We start from the raw sequence: 23,821 nt of genomic DNA, 5'->3' as shown, positions 1-23,821 counted from the left end.
CCGCCCGGTGTCGGGCGTCACGGCACCCGCGAATCACCGCGGGCGGGCAGTGGGCTGTCCTCACCGGCCCAGATCCACAGCGAATCCGGCGGCACGAACACGGGCTCCCGCGCCCGTACGGACGTGTTGTAGCGGGCGTGCGCGGCGATCGCGTCCCGGCACAGCCGACGCCAGTAGCGTCGGCGGCCGTCCAGCGAGTCGGGGTACAGGACGTTGCGCGCCCACTCGGTCCAGACCGCCACGCCGTGCAGCCGCGCGTCCTTCCAGTCCTCCTGCCGGAGGAAGCCGGCGATGCTCCGGCCGCCGCAGCGGACACAGCGGCACGGCGGCGCGGGCCGGTCGCCGAACCGGTCGGCGAGCACGCCGCCCCGCACGTAGGAGAGAAGGTCGGGCACCAGGACGCTCGGCGACCGGTCGTCGCCGTTCGCCGATCCGTACGCCCCCGCCTCGCCCGGCGGGACGACGTGCCGCAGCGCGCCGCTGGTCCCGATCGAGGCGGCCAGGCAGCCCTGTGCCAGCGCGTCGAGTCCCGCCAGGTCCGTACGGAAGAGAGCGACGTCCGGCACCTCGGTGACGAGGCGGCGCAGGCCGAACGCGCCGTCCATCACCCGCTGCGGCGGGTTGCGGCGGCCGCCCAGCATCACCGCCTTCGGGACGGATGCCTGGGCGAGGACGCCGATCGTCTTGTCGATCAGGCCGGGCGCCAGCCATCCGACGTCCATGGGAAGCGACAGGATGACGTCGTCGCGGCCCAGGCCGACCGCACCCTCGATCGCCGCCTCGACGGCGCCGAAGTCCCCCGCCCGCAGGTACCGCGTCGGGGTGAGCGCCGCGTCGGCACCCGCGTCGATCTGCCCCTGAACGCGCTCCTCCAGGGTCAGCTCCACCAGCTGGTCGCCGCTCTCCTCGAAGGGTCGTTCGCGGGTGGCGACCTTCCCCTCCGCCGCCGCGACGTCGAACAGGATCGGACCGTCGAACGCCTGCTCCTCCCGGCATCGCCGGGCCGCTCGTACCGGGTTGGCACCGGTCAGGACCAGACCGCCACCGGCGCCCATCAGCGCCACGAGGTCGGAGGCGTCCGACGGGCGGGCATGCGCGAAGACCCGGTCGGCCAGCACCGCGACGGCGCGACCGCCGGATCTCCTCCCCACCCTCGTCGACTCGCCGGACGCTCGAACTCCCCGGACCGGCGGGACCGGACGACGCATCGTACGGAATCACCTCAGGAAGTGAAGGCGGAACTCCACTTCCGACGGTGCGCGTGGAAAACCGCGCAGTCAATGCCCAGGTCGCCCCGGCTTCGGTAAAGCCACGGCCGTGCGGGCCCCAAGCCGGTGGGCGGAGTCCGGTCGGTTCCCGTGATCCTGAGGGCGTCTCCGGCTCGCGGTGGCCGATCCGATCGTCGAGGACGGGACCTACTCCGGGTCCCGGCCCTCCTCTCGGTGTGTGAACAGGGAGAGCAGTCCCTCGATGCGGTGGTCGGCCTCGGCCGGATGGCGGAAGCGGCGGCTCGGATCGACCGTGTAGTGGTTCCGCCGGCCGACGCGGGTCCGGGTGAGGTAACCCGCGGCCTCGAGGTCGGTCACGATCGTCTGCGCGGCCCGCTCGGTGATGCCCGCGATGGCCGCCATGTCCCGCAGCCTCGCCTGCGGGTTCCGAGCGATCTCGAGGAGTACGCGAGCGTGGTTCGTCAGGAAGGTCCAGTGCCGAACGGGTACTCCGCCCTCGGGCGTGCCCATGGTGCTGCTCATCCCATCTGCGCATAGGCCGGCCATCGTGCTGCTATGGCACACAAATTATGAAGTTCGTTTCCGGTATCAGTTGACGTGGTTCTGTCCTCCAGGCATGCTCGAGGCATGTGGATCGGAACGCGGCCCGAACGAGTGCACCCTCGTGATGTTAGTGGCCGTCATGGCAGAACGTAGCGGCCACGTCGCGGAAGCGATTTCACCGGACGCGGGCCTCGTACTGTACGAGGACCGGCAGCTCAGCATCATCCAGACGTCACCGCCCGACAAGGTGCTGCTCAGAGGCGACATCGACGTCACCAACAGTCCGGCCCTCGCCATGGCCCTCGCCCATGTCGCGGCACAGTGGGGTCAGGTGACGGTCGACACCGAAGGCCTCCGCTTCATCGACGTCTCCGGCTGGCGCGTCCTCGCCGGCCCCCGCACCCACGGCTCGAACCGGCCTCGGCTGCTGAACATCGCACCCTGCGTGCACCGCCTGAACCAGCGCATGCTCACCCGCTGACGCGCCGCTCCTTGTGCGTCGTCGTCCGCGCCGGCGGGAGGATTAACCGTTACGTCCTCGTCGGGGTGGGCTGTCATGCTGGGCGTTCCCGCGTACTCCCGACGGCGGAAGAGTCATGCTCGAGACACGGATCGTCCAGAAGACCCTGCGCGTGCCGATGGCGGCCGGACCCGAGGGCGACGGCGGTACGGTCGCCCGCCAACTCGACGCGGCTCTGCTGAACGTCGGGTTCAAGGCGTCCGGGGAACTGCTGGACCACCTGTCGCGCCTGGACGCCGGTGCGGTGATGGACCTCGGCGTACGGGTGCTGGCCGCGGTCCGCGAGCTCGTCGGGGACCACGTCGAGCACAACGTCTACTTCCGCGACTTCCCGGCGAACGTCCCGGACACCGTCGAGTTCTGGGTCCGGTGCCTGCGCGAGGCGATCGTCCGCGCCACCGGCTCCGGCGACGAAACGCCCGACGACGTCCTGCGCGAGCTCCTCACCGGCCGCGGCGTCGATCTGCTGACGCTCCCGGCCTACAGCCGGTACCAGCACACGTACGCCGAACTGCTCGCCGCGCACGACGAGCTGATCCCCTCGGTCAAGGACCGCCTCACCGTCGTCCACCTGGGCCGGTCGCTGCGCGAGGAGGCCCAGGACCTGTACCTGTCCCTGGCCGGGAGCCCGATTCCGCTCGGCGACGCCGATCTCGAACTGCTCGGCGAGCTCGCCGCCGTCTGCCTCGACGGCGAGCAGCCGGAGACGATCCCGAGCCGGGAGAGCCTCGCGGTCGTCAACGGGGCGTGGCTGACGGCGGGCAGGCCGGTGCGGGTGGACACGGTCACGGACGTGCTGCGGCTGGCGTGCGCGCTGTCCGGCGGTGACGTGTCGCTGACCGAGCCGACGCGGTTCCGGTCGTTCCCGCGCCGCCTGCGTCGTACGCTGCTGGCCGCCCTGGGCGAGGTCGTACGGGACAACTCCGCGAAGCTCGCCGACGTCGGCCGCCACCGGGAGATGTGGAAGCGGCTCGGCGAGCGGCTGCACCCCCATGAGTACCCGGACCTGACGGAGGCGCTGGACGTGTTCGCCGTCGCCCGCGGCGAACGGACCGTACGGTCGCTCGCCGGCCGGGTGGAGCTGGCGTTCGCCGACGCGCGCGTGGACGACGCCGTGTCCGTACTGGCCACCGCTCCCGGCATGCTGTTCCGGTCGTTGGACCGGCTGCTGCGCGCCGCGACGCCCGCCGAGGTCGAAACGGTGCTCGCCGCCGTACGCGAGACGATCGGTCGCGTGTCGGGGCGAGTGATCCTCGGTGTACGAGAGCATGTGGCCAACCGCACCGCGCCGGACGCCGCGCGCGTCTTCGTCAACCGGGAGGCCCGCGCGTGGGCGCGCCCGGACGATCGGCCGCCGCTGCCGGAGCCGGTCGTACGCCGCCTCACCGCGATCCTGGACGAGGAACTGGTCCGGCGCCTGCCGGCCTGGGACCGGCTCGTCGTCGACCCGGCGGTGCTGGACCTGACCGTGCCGCTGAGCGCCAAGACCGCGCCGAACGGGTTCGGCGTCGTGCCGCGCGGGTCGGTCGTGCCGGTCGACGGCGAGGCGCTGCGGTTCTTCGTCCACTGGCGGCAGACCCGCCGGACGACCGACTTCGACCTGTCGGTCCTGCTGCTGGCCGACGGGTTCGCCCCGGCCGGGCAGGTCTCGTGGACGCGGCTGCGGGGAAGCGGCGTGGTGCACTCCGGTGATGTCGTCGACGCCCCGACCGGCGCGTCCGAATTCATCGACCTGAACCTGGCCGACGTCACGGCGCGGTATGTCCTGCCGCAGGTGAACGTCTACTCCGGCGAGGGTTTCCTGGCGGTCGCCGAGTCGTTCTTCGGGTTCATGGTGCGCAGCCCGGACCAGGCGGGCCGGCCGTTCGAGCCGCGTACGGTGCGGATGAAGTCGGACCTGCGCGGGACCGGCCGGATCGCGCTGCCCGTCGCCTTCGCCCGCGACGACGACGGCCGCTGGTGGGCGCACTGGCTGCACCTGTACCTGCGCGGCACCGATTGGGGAAACCAGGTGGAGACCAACCGGGTGTCCACGACGACGCTGGCCCGCGGCGTCCTCGAACGCCGCTACCTGCGAATGTCGTACCTGGTGGATCGGCTGGCGGCGAAGGCCGGAGCGACGACGCCGTACGAGCCGGGGATGGAACTGGACGGTCCGGTGACGTTCATCGGACTCGACCGGCCGGAGGGACTCCCGGCCGGTTCCGAGGTGTACGCGCTGGACCGGCTGAACGAGCTGATCCCGGAGTAGCGGCGGATCGGCCTAACGAGTTGATCGCCGTTGGGAGAAGGGCTACGGTCACTGATCAGCGAGGCCATGAGGGAACTTCCTTCTCACCTTTTTGGCACCTAGTCCCCTCGCTCTCCTCGCTGGGACCCGAGGCCCGCCGAGCACCGTCGGCGGGCCTTTCGCGTATCTGCGCCCGACCTGACAGCGGAAGCCGTGCGGAAGGCTCGGCGACCGCGGTTACGAAACGGGGCGAACGGGATGTACAGCCCCTCGCTCCTCGACGTTGACCGAGCATTCCGAACGCACGCAGCGGCGTTCCGGCCTGGGCGTCCGGCACGTGACACCGAGGGCACCTCGTGGTCCAGGAGGACGGCGACCTCGTCAGCTACGACAACGGCCGGCGCCCGGCTTCGCCCCAACGACGTAAGGCCCGCCGACCGGGTCGGGGTCTTCGCGTCAAGTCGACCGCGCGGCGTCGATGACCTTGCCCATCCGGATGAGCGAGAGGCCGTGCCGCTCGCGTTCGTAGCGCAGCTCGTACGCGAGGAAATGCCAGAGGGACAGTCTCGGGTCCAGCGGTCCGCGCACGATCGGCATGACGCCCCCTTGTTTCCTATCGTTACGGACACGCCCGACTGTAGGTCGAAAGGGCCATTCTTAGCAGAAGAATTTAGAATCTCAGCGAGATCAGAGAAACGGCGGCGGCCATGACCGAAGATATCCGGATATGCATGCCCGCGTCTGCGGCGGCTCCCGGCTTCACGCGTACGCTCCTGGAGCGGCGTCTTAAGAAATGGGGCTACTCACACATTTCGGACGACGCCGCCCTGGTGGCCACGGAGATGGTGACGAACGCCATGAAGGCCACCCCGGGCCAGGCGATCCGTTTCCTGTGCCGTTGGGAGCACGGCGGCATATACCTCGCGGTCTGGGACCCCAGCCCCGAGCGCCCCACGCCGGCCCGTGACGTCGAGTGCACGCTGCAGGACCTCGACGTGTCCGAGGAGGGATTCGACCAGAACGGCGGCCGAGGACTGCACATCATCGACGCGCTCGCCATCGAGTGGGGTTACCGTCCCGATCCCGTCGACCGCGAGACCGGCCGCACCGGCGGCAAGTGGGTGTGGGCCCGGCTCACCGCCCCCCCGAACCCCGGACAGTCGTCGGCCGACGACTCCACGACTGAACCGGTTGTCGGCTGACGACGGACGTCTCCTGCTGCCGGGGTCGGCGGGCTGCACGCGCGGCCGGCCCCGCTTGACAGTAAAACGGCGATGCGGTGATTCTGATCAGCCGGTGCATCGTGCTTGAAAGGGGCGCATACGATGACCGAGCACCTTAACGGCCTATCCGAAATCACTGCTGCGTTGGCGCGCGTTCCGTGATGTGGCGTACGGCATGAGCCCACCACTTGGGCCGACGGCCCCGGCGCCGCAGGTGGACATCACCCCGGAGACAGTGGATCGGGCGGCGGCCAATTTCGCAACCGGGCAGCAGGATCTGATCAAGGCGTATACGACGCTGTCGCAGAAGCTGGCCGCGCACTCGGCGGGAATGGCCGGGTTCGACAAGGCGGCCCGTCAGTTCGCAGCGTTCTATGATCCGGCGACCAAAGCCGTATTCCGGGCATTTCACACCGCCATCGAGGCCTTGGGCGGCACCTCACTGGGGCTGACCCAAACGATCAACAATCACCTGGCCGCCGACCACCATTCCCGCGCCGACCGCCCCGGAGGCCCACCACCGCGGTATCCGGCGCACCCGGTGACGCAGAACTTCGCCGTGGCCGCCGCCCCGCCGTCGGTGATCGGAGCGATGAGCTGGGCACCGCACACCACCGTGCCGCTCATTCGCGTCAACCTTCCACATCTGCCCGGGTGGGTCGACGACCTCATCGGCACCTCGGACGACTGGCCGCAGGGCAACCCCGAGATGTTCGATCAGACCGGCGACGCCTGGAACGAGGCCGCCAAGGAAATCGGACAGGTCGCTTCCTGGCTCAACTGGACCATCACCACGATCCTGGACCCCGCCGACAACGCCGAACACACCGCGGTCGCCAACTACTGGGCCACCCTGTACCGCCCCGCCGACTCCACCACCGTCCTTTCCGGCCTGTCCACCATGTGCCAGGCCCTGGCGCACGCCTGCCACGAGTACGCGCAGGCCATTCGCGATGCCACCCGCATCGTCACCGGCGAACACATCGCCGAGATCATCATCCTGCTCAGCGCCGAAGCAGCCGCCGGCCTCTTACGCAAGGCACTTGGTCCTCTTCTCCGTCGCGCCGGCGCCTTCATGCTCCGCGCCGTCACCGGCATCGCCACTCGCTGGGCCATCCGCGAGACCCTCACGGACCTCCTCAAGGCGATCGCGGACACCAAAGTCGTCACGGCCGTCAAGGCCACCTTCGACAAGACCGTTGGCCGCGCGCTGGGCAAGGAGCTGGACGAGGCAGGGACGTTCGCCAACTCCGAACTCGCCAAAGGCGCCGACACCCCCGCGAAGCGAGGTCTCGCGTACGAGAAGTACTTGAAAGAAAAGCTCGGCGGCGAGGAGTCGTTCAAGGCGGCCAACAGACAGTTCGACGGCAAGTACGCCGGCGACCAGGGGGAAACGTGGTTCGAAGCCAAGTCGGGCGAATACTGGGACCGAATTCTCCAGAACCAGAAGGATTACAACAAATTCCTATCGCAAACCGGAAATCAGCTGCAGATCGCCCAGCGGGAAGGCGCACGGTTCGAGGTAATCTCCGAGCGGCCGATCCCTCAGAAGGTGGCGGACTGGCTGAGCTCAAAGGGCATCCCATATCGAGTGGTACCATGACAATGAGGCAGAAGGGATAGTGGACATTGGGGCGATCGAGGAGCATTGATCTGCAATTTGGATCGCAGTTGCGTGTCGCACGTGTGCTCGAACGCCTCGCCTCCGCCGGCTGGCAGGTCGCACACGACAGTGCGTTCGACGGCAAAATCAATTTCATGACCGGAGACTTCGATTGGAACCTCTGCCCTGCCGGTGACTACGAGATAGTAGTACACGAGATGGCCGATAATCTCTCGCAGGGTTCGCCGACCGCAATCGCCCTCTGGCTACCAGATGGCTCCGGGATCAACCTGTTGTTCCACGGCGACCGGTCGAGTCTATCGATTGAGCCGGGAGCGAATCGACGTGAGCTGCCCGGGGCGCCCGAGGTAACAGACCTCGCCTGGTACTTCACGCGAACGGTTCCATATCTAGCGGATCTCGGGCTCGATGGCGTCACTGCGATCGATGGTTATGAGTGAATCCGGTTGAGGCCGCACTCGACGGCGTAGCGCTGCGGGTAGCCGGACCCGCGAGGTGGTCAGGGCACGGAAGGCGGTGTCAGACGTTCCTGCGAGCGCGCGAGCAGGGCGAGCAGTTCGGCGGCCACCGCGTCCGGGTCCTCGTAAACCGGGGTGTGTCCGGTCTCCAGCAGGCGCAGCCGCGCGCCTGGGATGGCCTCGGCCAGCTCCCGCGCCTGGTCCGGCGTTCTCGTCGGATCGTGCAGGCCGTGCAGCACGGTGACCGGGCAGTCGATCCCGGCCAGTCCCGGAGTCAGGTCCAGGTCCCGCTGACTGCGCAGGGCGTCCAGCGCGGTCTGGACGGACACCGAGGCCGCATAGTCGAGCAGCTCGTCACGGAAAGCAGGATCGGGTGGCGTGGCGAATGACCGGTCCAGCACCCGGGCGTGCAGCCGCGGACGTGGCACTAGTACGGGCCGGCGGCGGACAGACGCAGCCGCTCGGCCAGGGCGTAGAAGACGAAGAAGTTGGGGATCGATCGCACCATGGTGGTGGTCAGCGACAGCCACTTGCCGTGGACCCGCAGGGAGACGCGACCGTCCTTGACCTTGATCTCCTGGATCTGCACCCACGGGACGGTTTTCCCCGAGGCCCACACCGCTTCCCGGCTGATGGAGATGTCGCCGAACGTTAGTGTCTGCCCTGCTTGGACCGCGGCGACCGCGCCCGGAAGCTGCGCGTCGGTCACGGCCTACTGAATGGCCTGGCCCCATTCGGCGGGTCTGTCGAAGCCGCCGGCGAGCGCCAGAGTGTCGCCGGCGGGACCGATCAGCCGACGCCTATTTGCGGCGAAAATGTAAGGTCAGGGGCTGAGCAGGCGGCGGGGGCCCGGGCCCTGTTGAGCGAGGACGTCGTTCGGGTTGACGAGCGTGCACTGGTCGAAGGACAGGCAGCCGCAGCCGATGCACTCGGTGAACCGGTCCCGCATCCGCTCCATCTTGGCGATGCGGTCGTTGACCTCCTGTTTCCAGTATTCGGAGACGCCGACCCAGAAGTCGCGGGTGAGCTCGGCGTCCGGCGGCAGCATGTTGAGGACGTGACCGACGCAGTCGAGCGGCATGCCGACGCTCTGCGCGGCACGGATGAAGGCGACCCGGCGCAGCGTCGTGCGGTGGTAACGGCGCTGGTTGCCGCTGGTACGGCGGCTGCGGATGAGGCCCTGGCGCTCGTAGAAGCGCAGCGCGGAGGCGGCCACGCCACTGCGCTCGGACAGCTCTCCGATCGTGAGTTCCCTGGCGATCCTTGGGCGTTCCCGCTCCGTACGGTCCGGCATGCCGGACAGCGTAGCTTGACTTAAACCTTTGTTCAGGTCCGAGGGTTGTCCCTGCGGCCGTTCCACCGACGGCCGTCACATCACCGTCGAACGAACAGGGGTTCCCCATGTCCGAGACCACCGAGCGGTTCAGAGTCGCCGTCATCGTCGGCAGCGTGCGCGAGGGACGGTTCGGCACGACCGTCGCCGACTGGTTCGCCGGCCGGGCCCGGCGGCGTACGGACGTCGACGTCGACGTCATCGACCTCGCCGAGGTCGGCCTGCCGCTGGTGTTCCCCGCGTTCGGGGCGGCACCGGCGCCCGAGACGGCACGCGCGCTGCAGACGGTGACGCCCCGCCTCGCCGCGGCGGACGCGTTCGTCGTCGTCACACCGGAGTACAACCACAGTTTCCCGGCCTCGCTCAAGAACCTCATCGACTGGCACAACGCCGAATGGCACGCCAAACCCGTCGGCTTCGTGTCGTACGGCGGGCTGTCCGGCGGGCTGCGCGCGGTCGAGCACCTGCGGCCGGTCTTCGCCGAGCTGCACGCCGTGACCGTACGGGACACGGTGAGCTTCCACGGCGCCTGGGAGCGTTTCGACGCGGAGGGCCGGCCGGTCGATCCCGACGGCTGCGGCGCGGCCGCCGAGACGCTGCTCGACCAGCTCCTGTGGTGGGCTCACGCGCTGCGCGACGCACGGGCCGTCCGTCCGTACGCCGCCTGACGCCGAGCCGTGAGGAACAGGAGGTCCCGATGACGACCGCGTCCGCACCGCGCCGGCGTACCCGCCCGGAAGCCCGGCCACCGCACGGCGGCCCCGACCCCACCGCCATCGCCCTGGTCATCGTGCTGGGATCGATCATGACGGTCATCGACGTGACGATCGTCAACGTCGCCCTCGGCCGGCTCTCCCAGGACTTCCACGCTCCGGTGGCGACCATCCAGTGGGTGGCGACCGGATACACCCTCGCCCTGGCCTCGGTGATCCCCGCCACGGCGTGGGCGGTCGGCCGGTTCGGCGCCAAACGCGCCTACCTGGCGTCGATCGGGGTGTTCACCATCGGTTCGGCGCTGGCGGGGCTCGCCTGGGACACCGGCTCGCTGATCGGTTTCCGCGCGCTGCAGGGCCTCGGCGGCGGGATGATCACGCCGCTGGCGATGACGATCATCATCCGGGCCGCCGACCCCGCGCGCATGGGCCGGACGATGAGCGTGCTGGGCATTCCGGTCCTGATCGGGCCGCTGGCCGGGCCGATCCTCGGCGGCTGGCTGGTCGACAGCGCCTCGTGGCGGTGGATCTTCTTCATCAACGTCCCGATCGGGGCGCTGGTGCTGCTGCTGGCCGGCCGGATCTTCCCGGCCGACGCGCCGGAGCCCGGGCACCGCCTCGACGTGCCCGGCCTGCTGATGCTGTCCCCCGGCCTGGCCATGGCGATCTACGGGCTGGCCACCGGCGGCGAGCACGGCGACTTCGGCACCGCCAAGGTACTCGTTCCCACCCTGGCGGGCGCGGCGCTGGTGGCCGGTTTCGTCGTCCGGGGTCTGACGGCCCGGCAGCCACTGATCGACCTGCGGCTGTTCCGCCGGCGGTCGTTCGCGACGGCCACCGTGACCCTGGCGTTCTTCACCTGCGCCTACTTCGGGTCGATGCTGCTGCTGCCGCTGTACTACCAGGTCGTACGCGGCCAGAGTGCGACGACGTCCGGGCTGCTCGGCGTCCCGCAGGCCCTGGCCACCGGCGTCGCCATGCAGATCGCCGGCCGGTTGATCGACAAGGTGTCCCCCCGACGGCTGGTCTCCGTCGGGGTCGCGGTGGCGGGTACGGGGTTCCTGGTCTTCATCGCCCAGGTCCACGCCGACACGCCGTACTGGCACCTGGTCCTGCCGCTCGTCGTGACCGGTGCCGGCGTGGGAACGACGATCATGCCGGCGATGACGGCGGCGACCCGGAACGTCGCGAGCGAGCAGGTTCCCGGCGCCAGTACCGCGCTGAACATCACCCAGCAGGTGTCCGCCGCCCTCGGGACCGCCCTGATCTCGATCGTCCTCGCCGGGGCGATGCGCGACCGACTGCCCGGCACCGCCGACGGGGGCATCGGGGCGGTCCGCGCGCTCCCGGCTCCGGCCAGACACGCGATCTCCCCTAGGCTGGCCGACGCCTTCCAGCACACCTACGTCTGGGCCGTGGTCCTGATGACGCTGGCCCTGGTGCCCGCGCTGCTGCTGCCGCGCCAGCACGCGAAAGGACGGGAATCATGACCATGGCACTGGTACTGGGACCCGGCGGCGTCGTCGGTACGGCCTGGACCGCGGGCCTGGCGGTCGGGCTGCGCCGAGCCGGCGTCGACCTGGCCGAGGCCGACCTGATCGTCGGCACGTCGGCGGGCGCGATCGTCGGCGCGATGCTCACGACCGGCCAGGACCTCGAGCGGTTCGGCTCCCTGCCGGGCACCGCCGGTCGCGACGCGCCGGCGCCGGCGGTGCGTCCGACCCGGTTGAACGAGGTGTTCGCCGTGCTCGCCGATCGGAGTCTGGAGCCGGCGGAGGCCCTGCGACGGGTCGGCCGGATCGCCCTCGCCGCCGAGACGGACGATGAGGAGGCGCACCGGTCCCGGGTGGCCGCCCTGACCGGTGACGACTGGCCGGAACACCGGCTGCTGATCACGACGGTCGACGTCGAGTCCGGTGAACGGCGCGTCTGGAGTCGCGACGACGCCGTGCCCCTGGCGTCCGCCGTGGCGGCCGGTTCCGCCATGCCGGGCGTCTACCCGCCGATCACCCTCGACGGCCGGCGGTACATGGACGGCGCGCTGGCCGGTGGTGGCCACGCCGACCTCGCCGCCGGAGCCGGAACCGTCGTCCTCATCGAGCCGCTGGCCCACCTGTTTCCGCAGGACGCGGGGGCCGAAACGCCCACTCTGCGGATCGTCCCCGACCATGCGGCGATCGAGGCGTTCGGACCCGCCCTGCACGACCGCGCGGCCTCGTCGGCGTCGTACGGCGCGGGAGTCCGGCAGGCGACCGACGTCGCCGTTGCGATGCGGAACGTCTGGCACGCGAACCGGCTCTAGCGCGTATCCCGGTACGGGGCAGGTGCAAAACAGAGCAGCGATCTATGTAATGCACACATATTCCGACATAGGCTGGTAGGTGTCGCTCGGCCTGCCGTCCGGGTCGTCCAGGGCCACGGGCGGCCGGCGCCGGACCTACCGGCCGAACACCGACCGGCGCACCTCCGGTGTCGTATCCGCGGGCCGGGCCTGAGCGGAGGAGGTGCCCCTTGTCCGTTTCAACCCCGCAGCCGCTGCCGACCCGTCGGGAGCGCCCGTTCGACCCGCCCGATGAGTACCGCCTGCTGCGGGAGGAGGATCCGGTCAGCAGACTCTCCTTCCCCGACGGGACGGTCGGCTGGCTGCTCACCCGGCACGAGGACGTCCGGGCGCTGCTCTCGGACCAGCGGTTCAGCTCGGACCGGCTGCGAGCCTCGTCGCCGGTCCGGGCGTTCCCCATCCGTCCCGGCGAACCCGCCTTCCGCGCCGGGTCCTTCATCAGCATGGACGCCCCCGAGCACACCCGCTACCGCAAGATCCTCACCCGCTGGTTCACCACCCGGCGGATGCGCGAGCTGATGCCGCGGATCGAGCAGATCGTCGCCGAGCACCTCGACGCCATGGAGCGCACCGGGCCGCCAGCCGACCTGGTCCCCGCCTTCGCGCTGCCGATCCCCTCGCTCGTCATCTGCGAACTGCTCGGCGTCCCGTACGAGGACCGGGCGGCCTTCCAGAGCTGGACCGGCACGCTCCTCAGGATCGACGCGGACAAGGAGGTGATCTTCGAAGCGCGCGACGCGATCTGGGGCTACATCCGCGAGCTCGTCGACCGCAAACGACGGGAACCCGACGACGCCCTGCTCAGCAGCCTCGTCCACGATCCGGACGACTCTCTCACCGCCGAAGAGCTGACCGGCGTCGGCCTGCTGCTGCTCGTGGCCGGGCACGAGACGACCGCCAACATGCTGGCCCTGGGAACCTTCACCCTGCTGACGCGGCCGGAGCAGCTGCGGACGCTGCGCGAGCGGCCGGAGCTGATCGACGGCGCCGTCGAGGAGCTGCTGCGCTACCTCAGCATCGTCCAGTACGGGCTCGTCCGGGTCGCCCGCGAGGATCTGGTGATCGGCGGGCACCGAGTGCGCGCGGGCGAGACGGTGGTCGCCGCGTTGTCCGCCGCGAACCGCGACCCGGAGCACTACCCGGAGCCCGACCGGCTCGACATCACCCGGCCGCCGTCGCAGCACGTCGCGTTCGGCCACGGCTTCCACCAGTGTCTGGGCCAGCAGCTGGCCCGTGCCGAGATGAAGGTCGCCTACCCGGCGCTCTTCAGCCGCTTCCCCGATCTTCGCCTGGCCGTGCCGCCCGAGGAGGTCCCGCTGCGGGACGACATGGTCATCTACGGGGTCTACCGCCTGCCGCTCACCTGGTGATCAGCGACGCGCCCGGGTGCCGTCCGCACCCGGGCGTGTCCGCGCGGCCGGCGGGTGGTCAGGCGTGCAGCCACCGCTTCATGCAGGCGAGGAGCTCCTCGGTGTCGACCGGCTTGGCGACGTGGTCGGTCGCGCCCGCGGACAGGCTCTTCTCCCGGTCCCCGTGCATCGCGCGGGCGGTGACGGCGATGATCGGCAGCTCCGCGAACCGGGGCATCTCGCGGATCGCGGCCATTGTGGCGTACCCGTCCATCTCCGGCATCATGATGTCCATCAGCACGAGCTCGATGTCGTCGTGTTCGCGCAGCACCTCGATGCCCTTCTTGCCGTTGGGCGCGTGGATCACCGACATGCCGTACAGCTCCAGCACGCTGGAGATCGCGAACACGTTCCGGACGTCGTCGTCGATGATGAGCACCCGGCGGCCGCTCAGCTCCGCGTAGCCGAGGATCCCGGCGTCGTCGTCCGCGGCGCCACCGTCCCGACCGGCTCCGGCGGAGCCCGCCATGAAGGGCAGCGCGTCGACGAGCCGCCCGCCCGACAGGTACAGGGTGACGCGCTCGCGCAGCTCGTCGAGGGAGGGCAGCAGCTCGAACGGGTGGGAGCGTGCCCGGTCGGCGGCCAGCCGCTCCTGAACGGCGCTCAACCGCCGGCCGGGGTGGCCCAGGACCGGTAGGGCGGCGAGTCCCGGCTGCCGGTCCAACCGCTCGAAGAAGGCCGGCGCCGCGGGCAGGCCGACGTCGAGGAGGACACAGGCGTGCGGTGCCGCGAGCAGGGCGTCGACCGCCTCGTCGACGTCGGCCGCGCCGGTGATCTCGACGTTCCCGTGCGTGTCGGCGAGGTCGGCCGCCGCGCTGTGCGCGAGCGCGGTGAGCAGGCCGCCGCGCTGTTCCAGGACCAGCAGCCGGCGCGTCTCGGCAACGACCGGCGCGCTGGCCGCCGGGAGGCCGGAGACGGCGGGTCCGCCGTCGATCCCTCCGCCGGTGTACTCGCCCGGACTCGGCGCCGTCGGCGGCAGGTACAGCGTGAAGGTGGTGCCGTTCCCGACACGGCTCTTCGCGTGGATCTCACCGCCGAGCAGCCCCGCGACCTCCCGGGAGATCGACAGGCCGAGCCCGGTGCCGCCGTACCGGCGGCTCGTCGTGCCGTCGCCCTGCTGGAAGGCGCCGAAGATCGCCTCCAGGTTCTCCTCCGCGATGCCGATCCCCGTGTCGATCACCTCGAAGGCGAGCACCGGTTCGCCGGGCCCGGCGGCCGGCAGGGTGACGTCGTCGGCGAGCCGGATCCGTAGCTGGACGCCGCCGCGCTCGGTGAACTTCACGGCGTTGGACAGCAGGTTGCGCAGGATCTGGCGCAGCCGCTGCTCGTCGGTGCAGATCTCGGCCGGCGCCTCATCCGCGATCTCGACCCGGAAGTCCAGCCCCTTCTCCGTCGTGAGGGGCCGGAAGGTGCTCTCGAGGTCCTCCAGCAGCCGGGTGACGGCGATGCTCTCGGAGTGGACGTCCATCTTGCCGGCCTCGACCTTGGAAAGGTCGAGGATGTCGTTGATCAACTGCAGCAGGTCGGTGCCGGCCGAGTGGATGATGTTGGCGAACTCCACCTGCTTGGACGTGAGGTTCCGGCCGGGGTTCTGGGCGAGGATGCGGGCCAGGATCAGCAGGCTGTTCAGCGGCGTGCGCAGCTCGTGCGACATGTTCGCCAGGAACTCGGACTTGTACTTGGACGCCAGCGCGAGCTGCCGGGCGCGCTCCTCGATCTCCTGCCGGGCCTGCTCGATCTCGAAGTTCTTGATCTCGATGTCGTGGTTCTGCCGGGCCAGCAGCGCGGCCTTCTCCTCCAGCTCGGCGTTGGAACGCTGCAGCTCCTCCTGCTGGGCCTGTAGCTCCTCCGAACGGGACCGCAGCTCCGCGGCGAGCCGCTGCGACTCCTCCAGCAGCGCGTCCGTGCGGGAGTTGGCGATGATCGTGTTGAGGTTCACGCCGACGGTCTCGGCGAACTGCCGGAGGAAGTCGCGGTGCACCTGCGAGAAGCCGGTCAGGGAGGCCAGCTCGATGACGCCGAGGACCTGCCCCTCGAACACGATCGGCAGCACGATCAGGTCCGCGGGCGCGGACTCACCGAGGCTGGAGGAGATCTTCACGTACCCCGGCGGCGCCTTGTCGACCGTGATGGTCTTCTTCGTACGGGCCGCCTGCCCGACGAGGGACTCCCCCAGCTTGAACTCGCGGTCGGCGGAGACGCCCGCCTCGTGGGCGTAGCCGGCGATCAGGCGCAGTGCGGTGTCCCCGCCGCCGGCGTCGGTGAGGTAGAAGGTGCCGTACTGGGCGGTGACGAGCGGCGTGATCTCGTCCATGATCAGCTCGGCCACCGTCACGAGGTCGCGGTGGCCCTGCATCTGCCCGGCGATGCCGGCCAGGTTGGTCTTCAGCCAGTCCTGTTCCTGGTTCTCCCGCGTCGAGTCGCGCAGCGACTGCACCATCGCGTTGATGTTGTCCTTCAGCTCGGCGACCTCGCCCTGGGCCTCCACCGAGATCGACCGGGTCAGGTCGCCGGTCGCCACGGCGCTGGTGACCTCGGCGATCGCGCGGACCTGCCGGGTGAGGTTGCCGGCCAGCTCGTTGACGTTCTCGGTCAGGCGCTTCCAGGTGCCGGACACGCCCTCGACCTCGGCCTGGCCGCCGAGGCGGCCCTCGCTGCCGACCTCGCGGGCGACCCGGGTGACCTCGGCGGCGAACGACGAGAGCTGGTCGACCATCGTGTTGATCGTGGTCTTCAGCTCGAGGATCTCGCCGCGCGCGTCGACGTCGATCCTCTTGGACAGGTCGCCGCGGGCGACGGCCGTCGTGACCTGCGCGATGTTGCGGACCTGGCCGGTGAGGTTGTTCGCCATCGAGTTGACGTTGACGGTGAGGTCCTTCCAGGTGCCGGCGACGTTGGGGACGTTCGCCTGGCCGCCGAGAATGCCCTCGGTGCCCACCTCGCGGGCCACGCGCGTGACCTCGTCCGCGAACGCGCCGAGCGTGTCGACCATCGTGTTGATCGTCTGGGCGAGCGCGGCGACCTCGCCCTTGGCCTCCACGGTGATCTTCTGCGACAGGTCGCCCTTCGCCACCGCCGTGGCCACCTGCGCGATCGACCGGACCTGCGCGGTCAGGTTGGAGGCCATGACGTTGACGTTGTCGGTCAGGTCCTTCCAGGTGCCGGAGACGCCGCGGACGATGGCCTGGCCGCCGAGGTTGCCCTGGGTGCCGACGTCGCGCGCGACGCGGGTGACCTCGTCCGCGAACCCGGAGAGCTGGTCGACCATCGTGTTGATGGTCTCCTTCAGCTCCAGGATCTCCCCGCGCGCGTCGACGCGGATCTTCTGCGACAGGTCACCTCGCGCGACCGCGGTCGTCACCTCGGCGATCGACCGCACCTGGTCGGTGAGGTTCGCCGCCATGACGTTCACCGACTCGGTCAGCGCCTTCCACGTGCCCGAGACGCCCTTGACGTCGGCCTGGCCGCCGAGGCGGCCCTCGGTACCGACCTCACGGGCCACCCGCGTGACCTCGTCGGCGAACGAGGAGAGCTGGTCCACCATCGTGTTGATCGTGTTCTTCAGCTCGAGGATCTCGCCGCGCGCGTCGACCGTGATCTTCTGCGACAGGTCGCCCTTCGCCACCGCCGTGGCCACCTGCGCGATCGACCGGACCTGCGCGGTGAGGTTGCCGGCCATGAAGTTCACCGAGTCGGTCAGATCGCGCCACGTGCCGCCGACGCCGGGCACCTGCGCCTGGCCGCCCAGCCGGCCCTCGGTGCCCACCTCGCGGGCCATCCGTGTCACCTCGTCGGCGAACGAGGACAGCTCGTCGACCATCGTGTTGATCGTGGTCTTGAGCTCCCGGATCTCACCACGGGCATCGACGGTGATCTTCTGGGAGAGGTCGCCGCGGGCGACCGCGGTCGCCACCTGGGCGATGTCGCGGACCTGGCCGGTCAGGTTGCCGGCCATGGCGTTGACCGAGTCGGTGAGGTGCCGCCAGTTCCCGGAGGCGCCCGGCACCTGGGCCTGGCCGCCGAGCTTGCCCTCCGTGCCGACCTCGCGGACCACGCGGGTGACCTCGGAGGTGAACTGGGACAGCTGATCGGCCATGCCGTTGAAGACACCGGCGATCTCGTCCATCAGCCCGTCGCCCGTCTGGGGCAGGCGGGTGGCGAAGTCGCCGTCGCGGACGGCGGTCAGCCCGGCGAGAAGCTGGCGCAGGGCCGCCTCGTCCGCACCGTCGGGCTCGCGAAGCGCCGATCTCCCGGCGTCCCGTTGAGACATGCTCCCACTCCGATCGTCCGCCCAAGTGCGCGACGCAAGTGATTTTCTATTAGACCGCCATCTACTTGCCTCATGGCAACCATACTGGCAGTGTTACCGTCGGACGCCCCCGGTCTGCGCCGATGTGGCCTGTGCGCTGGGGGTTGTCCGCTCCCTTCCGGACGACGAGACAAGGGCTAGAGCTGACCGCATCCCACGGGCGTCACGTGACGCCCAACGTACACGCGGCGGAGCCGGCATGACGGTTCCGCCGGATGACGTCATGCGGCTGACGGCCCTGCTCGCCGAGCAGCGCCGACTCCTCGAAGAGACGCGCGACCGGGCCGCGGCCCGCGCGCTCACGGACGTCGCCACGGGCATCCTCGTCGACCGGCTGGGCTGCTCGCCCACCGAGGCGCTCGGGCATCTGGCGCGCCTCGCGGCCGGCACCGGCACGTCCCTCGTCGACCTGGCGGCGGACCTGGTGAACCTCGCCGCGGACGACCCGCTGGCCGAGGCGGCCCGGCGGGGCGCCGCCGAGGGCCGGCCCACGGCGAACCCCCGGCTGGCCGAGGTCGCCGTCGTCCACGCCGAGGACGGTGACGGAATGGCGGCGGCGCTCCTCGACGAGACCCTCTCCCTGTCCGGCGCCGTCGCCGCCGCGCTGTGGGCCCTGCGCCCCGACGGCGCGCTCGAACTCGCCGGCGCGGTCGGGCTCGACCCGCTCGAGCGCGGGCACTGGCGGCGCATCCCTCCGCAGCTGGACAGCCTGCAACAACGCGTCGTACGCGGCGGCGCGCCGGTCTGGTGGCCCGGCGGGGCCGGCCGGCGGCGCGGGGTCCCCCCGCTGACGGGTGCCGGGCAGGACGGGGCACGGGTCGTCCTCCCCCTGTCCGCCGACGGCGGCCGCGTCGGCGTGCTGGAGATCCGCTGGGCGGCCGGACTGCCCGGCTTCACCCCGGCCGTACGCTCCGAGCTCACCGCGCTCGCCGAGGTGTGCGCGCGGGCGCTCGACACCCGGCCCGGGCCGGCCGACGACGACCGGGCCCTCGACGCCGGCGCCGTGCTCACCGCCCTGAGCGATTCGTTCCTGCTGCTGAGCCCCGTCCGTGACCCCTCCGGTCGGGTCGTCGACCTGCGCATCGACCAGCTCGGCCGCAGCACTCCCCGGGTGGCCGGATACTCCGCCCGAAACCTCCTCGGACAGCGCCTGTCGCACGTCTCCCCGCAGACGGCGCTGCCCGGCGGACCGATCGACGTCGGCGTCGACGTCCTGGCGACCGGCCGGCCCGCCGAGGCCGAGTGGTCGATCGCCGGTGCCGCCGGCGAGCCGGTCCACCGGGCACGCATCGCACGGATCTTCGACCGGCTCGTCCTCACCTGGGCGGACGGCGGGCGGACCGGCGCCGCCGGCGCCCTCCTCGAACAGGTGCAGCGGCTCGGCCGGATCGGCTCCTGGCAGCACGACCTCGTGAGCGGGCGGGTCATGTGGACCGAGCAGACCTTCGCGCTGTTCGGGCTGCCGCCCTCCGCCCCGGCCATCGGGCTGGACGAGCTGCCCCGCCACGTCGCCCCGCAGGATCAGGCGACCGTACGGCGATTCCGCGACCAGTTGCTGCTGCTGCACCGGCCGTCCTTCACGACGTTCCGGCTCCTGCGGTCCGACGAGTCCGTACGCCAGATCCGTGCCTTCGCCGAGCCGGTCACCGACCCGGCCGGGACGGTCGTCGCGATCCGCGGCGCGTACCAGGACGTGTCGGCCCACTACCACTCCGAGGTCGCGCTCGCGGCGACCCAGGACCGGCTCGCCGACACCGAACAGCGCGCCGAGGACCAGGAGCGCCTCGCGCTGCACCTGCAAGAGGCGATCCTGCCGCCGACCGTCCAGCCGGTCAGCGCCGCCGGCCTCGACGTCGCCGTCCGCTACCGGCCCGCCGGTGGCGGGCATCTCGTGGGCGGCGACTGGTACGACGCCGTGGTGCTGCCGGGCAAGAAGGTGCTGCTCGCCGTCGGCGACATCGCCGGTCACGGGCTCGACGCGGTGACGGGGATGGTCGCCCTGCGCAACAGCCTGCGCGGCCTGGCGATCACCGGTGCGGGCCCCGCCGAGCTCCTCGGGATGCTGAACAACGTCGCCTATCACCTGACCGGAGGGACGTTCGCCACCGCGATCTGCGCCCTGTACGACCCCACGGAGCGCTCACTGCGGTGGGCTCGGGCGGGTCACCTGCCGCCTGTCCTGGTCCGGGACGGCAGCGCCGGCCTGCTGCCGCTGCCCGCCGGCTTCCTCCTCGGCCTCGCCCCGGACGCCGTCTACGAAGAGGCCACGACCGCCCTCGAACTCGGCGACGCGCTCCTGCTGTTCACCGACGGCCTCGTCGAACGCCGGGACATGCCGCTCGACGAGGCCCTCCAGTCGCTCATCCGCCTCGCCGGCCGGCCGGTCGGCGACGCGGAGAGTTTCAGTGACCATCTACTCGGCGGCACCAGCGCCAACACCAATGACGACACCTGCCTGGTCACGATCCACCTACGGTGACCCGGACGACCGGCGACGGACGCCGGCCTGGTGGCCATGGCGGTTCACCCGGCGCGTCGGCGTCGGGGCGGAATGCGGGAAGCGCCGGCGTGCGCGGTCGAATAAACCGAGCGCCGTGGAGATCGAGCCGTCCGCGGGCGGCTCGCCGGCCGCGGCGTGGAAACCCGCGAGGCCTTCGATCAGCGCCTCGCGCGCGGCGGCCGGCATCTCGCGCAGGACCCGGGCGAACTCGGCCTGCCGGCGCTCCTGGAGCTGGGCGAAGACGGCATTGCCGTTCCGGCTCAGGGAGACGGCCACGGAGCGGCGGTCGGCCGGATCGATGTCCCGGGAGATCAGTCCCGCGGCCTCCAGGCGGTCGCACAACCGGCTCGCCGACGACAGCAGCGTGCCCAGCTCCCCCGCGAGCGCACTGATCGTCATCTCGTGGTTGCGGTCGATGATGGCGAGGGCGCGCAACTGCGTCGCCGAGACGCCGAAGCCGGCGACCTCCTGGGCCCGGTCCCACGCGTTGACCAGCGCCGCCGCATACGCTTCGACGATGGCGGCCTGCCGGTCGATGGGCTGGTGCGCACTGGCCATGTTCACACTTTCGCATACTCCGTGACTGAAGGGCGGATCGCCATGTCGTACGAACAGTCAGGCCGCGGAGGCCTGGGGGACGGTAACGCCCTCCGCGAGGCCGAGCGCCGGATCTGGCTGGCGGCCCCGCACGAGCTCGCCGACGTCGCCGAGGAGACCGTACGCAAGCTGTGCGGCACCGACGCCGCGGAGATCTATCTGACCGACTACCGGATGGCCTACCTGCAGCCGGTCGCCTCCGGGCAGGCGCCGATCGCGCTGGCCGGCAGCCCCAGCGGCCGGGCCCTCGCCACCGGTGAACCCGTGCTCGAGCCGCCCGCCACGGCCTCTCCCGGCACCCGGCGGCTCCTGCATCTCCCGCTGACCGTCCTGGGCAACCGGCTCGGCATCCTGCGCATCACGCTGCCCGACATCCCCTCCGCCGAGCAGCGGAGCGAACTCCTCGACCTGGCCGCGACGCTGAGCCGGGCGCTGGAGATCGCCGACCGCGCCACCGACCGCTACCGGCAGGCCCGCCGCAGGGAACGCCTGACCCTCGCCGCGGAGATGCAGTGGGAGCTGCTGCCCGGCCGCGTCGGCTCGGCCCCCGAGTACGAGTTCGCCGGTCAGCTCGAGCCCGCCTACGCGGTGGCCGGCGACAACTTCGACTGGAGCGCCGCCCGCGACACCCTCCTCATCTCGGTGACCAACGGGATGGGTGAGGGGACCGCCTCCGCACTCCTGACCCAGCTCGCGGTGGGGGCGATGCGCAACGCCCGCCGCTCGGGCGGTGACCTCCTCGAGCAGTGCGGGCTGGCCGACGAGACGATCTTCCGTCACTACGGCGGCCGGCAGCACGTCGCCACCCTGCTGCTCAGCATCGACCTGGCGACCGGTGTGGTCACCGCCGTGGACGCCGGCTCCCCCGTGATCTACCGGATGCGGGGTGGGACCGTCGAGCGGGTGCCCCTCGACCGGCAGCTGCCGCTCGGGATGTTCGGCGACACCCCGTACACCGAGGAGCGGTTCACCGTGCAGCGCGGCGACCGTCTCGTCATCATCAGCGACGGGATGCACGCCGCGCACCTGCCCGGGGCCCGCGCGGCCTATGAGGAGGAGTTCCTGATGCGCGACCTCGCCGAGTCGCGGCTCCAGCCTCCGGCGGACCTGGTCCGCACGCTGCTGCAGCGGTTCGTCGAGCGCCACCAGGGCACCCAGCTCGCCGACGACGCCGTCGTGGTCTGCCTCGACTGGAAGGGCCGCTGACGAGGCCCCGGTCTCGGGCGGTCAGCCCTGCGGGCCCGGACCGTGGTGGCGCGGTCCGCCGCCCTTGCCACCGTTCCCCGGCCCGTTACCGCCGTTGCCGTTCCCGCCCTGGCCGGCGTCTCCGGCGAAGGTGACGCCCGTCACGACGCCGCCGTTCGTTGTCAGCTTCGCCACCGGGTTGGTCAGGCCGAAGTTCTGGCAGGCCAGGTTGCCGAACGACTGCTGCAGCCGCATGCCCAGGAAGGTGAACAGGCTGTCGGCCGCGTCCGGCATCGGGCTGGCCTGACTCGCCAAGAGTCGCATGTCCTTCCGCAGCCGCGCGGCCTGGACGGTGTCCATGCCGCGGCAGTACGCCGCGGGCGACTGCCCGGCGGGCAGCGGGGGCTGGTCGACCCCGGCCCGGTACAGGTTCGTCTTGGCCGTGCTCATCCGGTCGTTCACCAGGGTCATCGGGTTGTTCAGCGGGACCAGCGCGCTCGGCGCCGCCTGGTGGGCGGCGGCCTGCAGTTCGTCCAGCGCCAGCGACGTCACCACGGTGCCGGGGTTGGCGAGGTCGGGCGCCGTCCACGGCGTGCAGCCGAGGGCCGGGTCGACGAAGACGTCCAGCAGCGCGTTGTCACTCGGGTTCGCGAGCGTCCGAGCGCCGGCCAGCCCGCCCTTGTTCGCCGCGGTGTTCTGCGCGATCCGTCCGTCGGCCGTCGCCAGGTAGGTCGTCTGAACGTTGTCGCTCTGGTCCTGGTCGACGAGCGCGAAGTCACGCGTCGACATGCAGGGCATGCCGTCCTTCGCCGTGCCCAGCGCCGGCACGGTCGTTCTTCCGGCCCGGATCGCGGCGTTCGCGGCCCGGAAGAACGCCGGGGCGTTGCAGTGGGCGAACTGACCGAAGACCGAGCCGCCCAGGCCGTTCACGCACCTGCCCCGCCGCAGGCCGCCTCCCGTGCCGCGCAGAGTGAGGGCGTCGCCGTTGAAGCCGAACCAGATGCCGACGACGGCACCCGCCGGGAGGGTGGGTCTCACCGGCGCGGCGGCGGGCCGCGTGCCCCGGTCCACCACCAGCGGGCTGTAGACCGACAGCTTCCCGGTCGCCGGGTCGATGATGGTCGCCTGCACGAACGCCGACTGGTTGACGTTCGCCTCGTCGCACGGACCCATCCCCGCGTTCGTGGCCGTCAGCTGGTACGGCGTGGCCAGGCCACGTGCGCTCAACGGGTCGGCGGGGACGATCAGCGTGCAGTTCGGGTCGGGGTCGGCCGCCGGGGCGCCGGCGCCGCCCGTCGGAGTCGGGCTCGGGCAGGAACTCGGTGTGGCGCTCGGCCGCTTACGGGAGGCCGGTTCGGTGCTCCCGGACGCCGCGCTCCCACTCGGGGCCGGCCCGGCCGTGCCCGCCGAGGCATCGGCGCTCGGCAGGGCGGTTGCCGCCGACGGCTGCGCGTTCGCGTCCGGGGCGGCGCCGCCGGCGGACGGCTGCCCGGCGGCGTCCGGCATGGTGGGGCCGGACGACGGCGCCGCGGCCGGTGCGGCGGCCGCCGGCGCGAGCCGGGTCGCGGCCCGGGCCGCCGGGGAGGGAGCGGCGGTCCCCGGGTCCG

Annotated in this window: 19 protein-coding genes and 1 pseudogene; 11 read left to right on the top strand and 9 right to left on the bottom strand. The window is 71.1% G+C overall.

Annotation, left to right across the window (positions count from 1 at the left end; genetic code table 11):
* Nucleotides 1–17: 17 nt before the first annotated feature.
* Complete coding sequence (locus AB0K82_RS00100; RefSeq protein WP_364390803.1) at nucleotides 18–1,151, bottom strand: hypothetical protein; 1,134 nt, start codon at nucleotides 1,149–1,151, stop codon at nucleotides 18–20.
* Nucleotides 1,152–1,415: 264 nt separating this feature from the next.
* A complete protein-coding gene (locus tag AB0K82_RS00095) occupies nucleotides 1,416–1,751 on the bottom strand; it encodes a helix-turn-helix domain-containing protein (protein ID WP_364390801.1) in 336 nt (111 codons plus the stop codon).
* A 160-nt stretch (nucleotides 1,752–1,911) separates the two neighbouring features.
* Here AB0K82_RS00095 and AB0K82_RS00090 point away from each other — a divergent pair, with 160 nt between their 5' ends.
* Both AB0K82_RS00090 and AB0K82_RS00085 read left to right on the top strand, forming a co-directional pair.
* Entirely contained in the window at nucleotides 1,912–2,253 is a 342-nt protein-coding gene (locus tag AB0K82_RS00090; RefSeq protein ID WP_364390798.1) for an STAS domain-containing protein, read from the top strand.
* 115 nt (nucleotides 2,254–2,368) lie between these two features.
* Nucleotides 2,369–4,543: a hypothetical protein gene (locus AB0K82_RS00085; protein ID WP_364390796.1), complete on the top strand. Its 2,175-nt coding sequence runs from the start codon at nucleotides 2,369–2,371 to the stop codon at nucleotides 4,541–4,543.
* Nucleotides 4,544–4,978: 435 nt separating this feature from the next.
* Here the strand turns inward: AB0K82_RS00085 and AB0K82_RS00080 are convergent, their stop codons facing one another.
* Nucleotides 4,979–5,119 (bottom strand): hypothetical protein, encoded by a 141-nt coding sequence (locus tag AB0K82_RS00080; RefSeq protein ID WP_364390794.1) that lies wholly within the window; start codon nucleotides 5,117–5,119, stop codon nucleotides 4,979–4,981.
* 134 nt (nucleotides 5,120–5,253) lie between these two features.
* On the opposite strand from AB0K82_RS00080, the gene AB0K82_RS00075 reads away from it, so the two are divergent.
* The 3 genes from AB0K82_RS00075 to AB0K82_RS00065 all read left to right on the top strand — a co-directional run bounded on the left by AB0K82_RS00075 (nucleotide 5,254) and on the right by AB0K82_RS00065 (nucleotide 7,809).
* A complete protein-coding gene (locus AB0K82_RS00075; protein WP_364390792.1) occupies nucleotides 5,254–5,724 on the top strand; it encodes an ATP-binding protein in 471 nt (156 codons plus the stop codon).
* Nucleotides 5,725–5,959: 235 nt separating this feature from the next.
* Complete coding sequence (locus AB0K82_RS00070) at nucleotides 5,960–7,348, top strand: hypothetical protein (RefSeq protein WP_364390789.1); 1,389 nt, start codon at nucleotides 5,960–5,962, stop codon at nucleotides 7,346–7,348.
* Nucleotides 7,349–7,431: 83 nt separating this feature from the next.
* Complete coding sequence (locus AB0K82_RS00065; RefSeq protein WP_364390787.1) at nucleotides 7,432–7,809, top strand: hypothetical protein; 378 nt, start codon at nucleotides 7,432–7,434, stop codon at nucleotides 7,807–7,809.
* 59 nt (nucleotides 7,810–7,868) lie between these two features.
* Here the strand turns inward: AB0K82_RS00065 and AB0K82_RS00060 are convergent, their stop codons facing one another.
* The 3 genes from AB0K82_RS00060 to soxR form a co-directional block, all read right to left on the bottom strand.
* Complete coding sequence (locus tag AB0K82_RS00060; RefSeq protein WP_364390785.1) at nucleotides 7,869–8,255, bottom strand: alpha/beta hydrolase; 387 nt, start codon at nucleotides 8,253–8,255, stop codon at nucleotides 7,869–7,871.
* Nucleotides 8,255–8,536, bottom strand: a complete 282-nt coding sequence (locus AB0K82_RS00055; RefSeq protein WP_364390783.1) for a DUF6585 family protein — start codon at nucleotides 8,534–8,536, stop codon at nucleotides 8,255–8,257. The genes AB0K82_RS00060 and AB0K82_RS00055 overlap by 1 nt, the downstream gene beginning before the upstream one ends.
* 114 nt (nucleotides 8,537–8,650) lie before the next feature.
* Entirely contained in the window at nucleotides 8,651–9,121 is a 471-nt protein-coding gene (gene soxR, locus AB0K82_RS00050) for a redox-sensitive transcriptional activator SoxR (protein ID WP_364390781.1), read from the bottom strand.
* 107 nt (nucleotides 9,122–9,228) lie between these two features.
* Here soxR and AB0K82_RS00045 point away from each other — a divergent pair, with 107 nt between their 5' ends.
* The 4 genes from AB0K82_RS00045 (at nucleotide 9,229) to AB0K82_RS00030 (ending at nucleotide 13,584) form a co-directional block, all read left to right on the top strand.
* Nucleotides 9,229–9,828, top strand: coding sequence for an NAD(P)H-dependent oxidoreductase (locus tag AB0K82_RS00045; protein ID WP_364390778.1), 600 nt, complete (start codon nucleotides 9,229–9,231; stop codon nucleotides 9,826–9,828).
* Between the two features lie 29 nt (nucleotides 9,829–9,857).
* Complete coding sequence (locus AB0K82_RS00040; RefSeq protein ID WP_364390776.1) at nucleotides 9,858–11,363, top strand: DHA2 family efflux MFS transporter permease subunit; 1,506 nt, start codon at nucleotides 9,858–9,860, stop codon at nucleotides 11,361–11,363.
* Nucleotides 11,360–12,175, top strand: coding sequence for a patatin-like phospholipase family protein (locus AB0K82_RS00035; RefSeq protein ID WP_364390773.1), 816 nt, complete (start codon nucleotides 11,360–11,362; stop codon nucleotides 12,173–12,175). Before AB0K82_RS00040 ends, AB0K82_RS00035 begins: the two co-directional genes overlap by 4 nt.
* 209 nt (nucleotides 12,176–12,384) lie before the next feature.
* A complete protein-coding gene (locus AB0K82_RS00030) occupies nucleotides 12,385–13,584 on the top strand; it encodes a cytochrome P450 (protein WP_364390771.1) in 1,200 nt (399 codons plus the stop codon).
* A gap of 58 nt (nucleotides 13,585–13,642) precedes the next feature.
* Here the strand turns inward: AB0K82_RS00030 and AB0K82_RS00025 are convergent, their stop codons facing one another.
* Nucleotides 13,643–17,893 carry a HAMP domain-containing protein gene (locus AB0K82_RS00025; protein WP_364390769.1) on the bottom strand — a complete coding sequence of 1,417 codons (4,251 nt, stop codon included), beginning with the start codon at nucleotides 17,891–17,893 and terminating at the stop codon, nucleotides 13,643–13,645.
* 238 nt (nucleotides 17,894–18,131) lie between these two features.
* Between AB0K82_RS00025 and AB0K82_RS00020 the strand changes: the two genes are divergently transcribed.
* Nucleotides 18,132–20,411 carry a SpoIIE family protein phosphatase gene (locus AB0K82_RS00020; protein WP_364390767.1) on the top strand — a complete coding sequence of 760 codons (2,280 nt, stop codon included), beginning with the start codon at nucleotides 18,132–18,134 and terminating at the stop codon, nucleotides 20,409–20,411.
* On the opposite strand, the gene AB0K82_RS00015 is transcribed toward AB0K82_RS00020, so the two are convergent.
* A complete protein-coding gene (locus tag AB0K82_RS00015) occupies nucleotides 20,403–20,990 on the bottom strand; it encodes a MarR family transcriptional regulator (RefSeq protein ID WP_364390765.1) in 588 nt (195 codons plus the stop codon). The two genes, AB0K82_RS00020 and AB0K82_RS00015, sit on opposite strands and share 9 nt — an antisense overlap.
* Before the next feature lie 21 nt (nucleotides 20,991–21,011).
* Here AB0K82_RS00015 and AB0K82_RS00010 point away from each other — a divergent pair, with 21 nt between their 5' ends.
* Nucleotides 21,012–22,235 (top strand): PP2C family protein-serine/threonine phosphatase, encoded by a 1,224-nt coding sequence (locus tag AB0K82_RS00010; RefSeq protein WP_364390762.1) that lies wholly within the window; start codon nucleotides 21,012–21,014, stop codon nucleotides 22,233–22,235.
* Nucleotides 22,236–22,256: 21 nt separating this feature from the next.
* Here the strand turns inward: AB0K82_RS00010 and AB0K82_RS00005 are convergent.
* Nucleotides 22,257–23,821 (bottom strand): annotated as a pseudogene (locus AB0K82_RS00005) (hypothetical protein); the annotation flags it as partial.

Source organism: Actinoallomurus sp. NPDC052274 (genome assembly GCF_040679475.1).
Taxonomy (GTDB): domain Bacteria; phylum Actinomycetota; class Actinomycetes; order Streptosporangiales; family Streptosporangiaceae; genus Actinoallomurus; species Actinoallomurus liliacearum.
The sequence above is the reverse complement of the archived record's forward strand: the minus strand, read 5'-3'. Positions and strand labels throughout refer to the sequence as shown.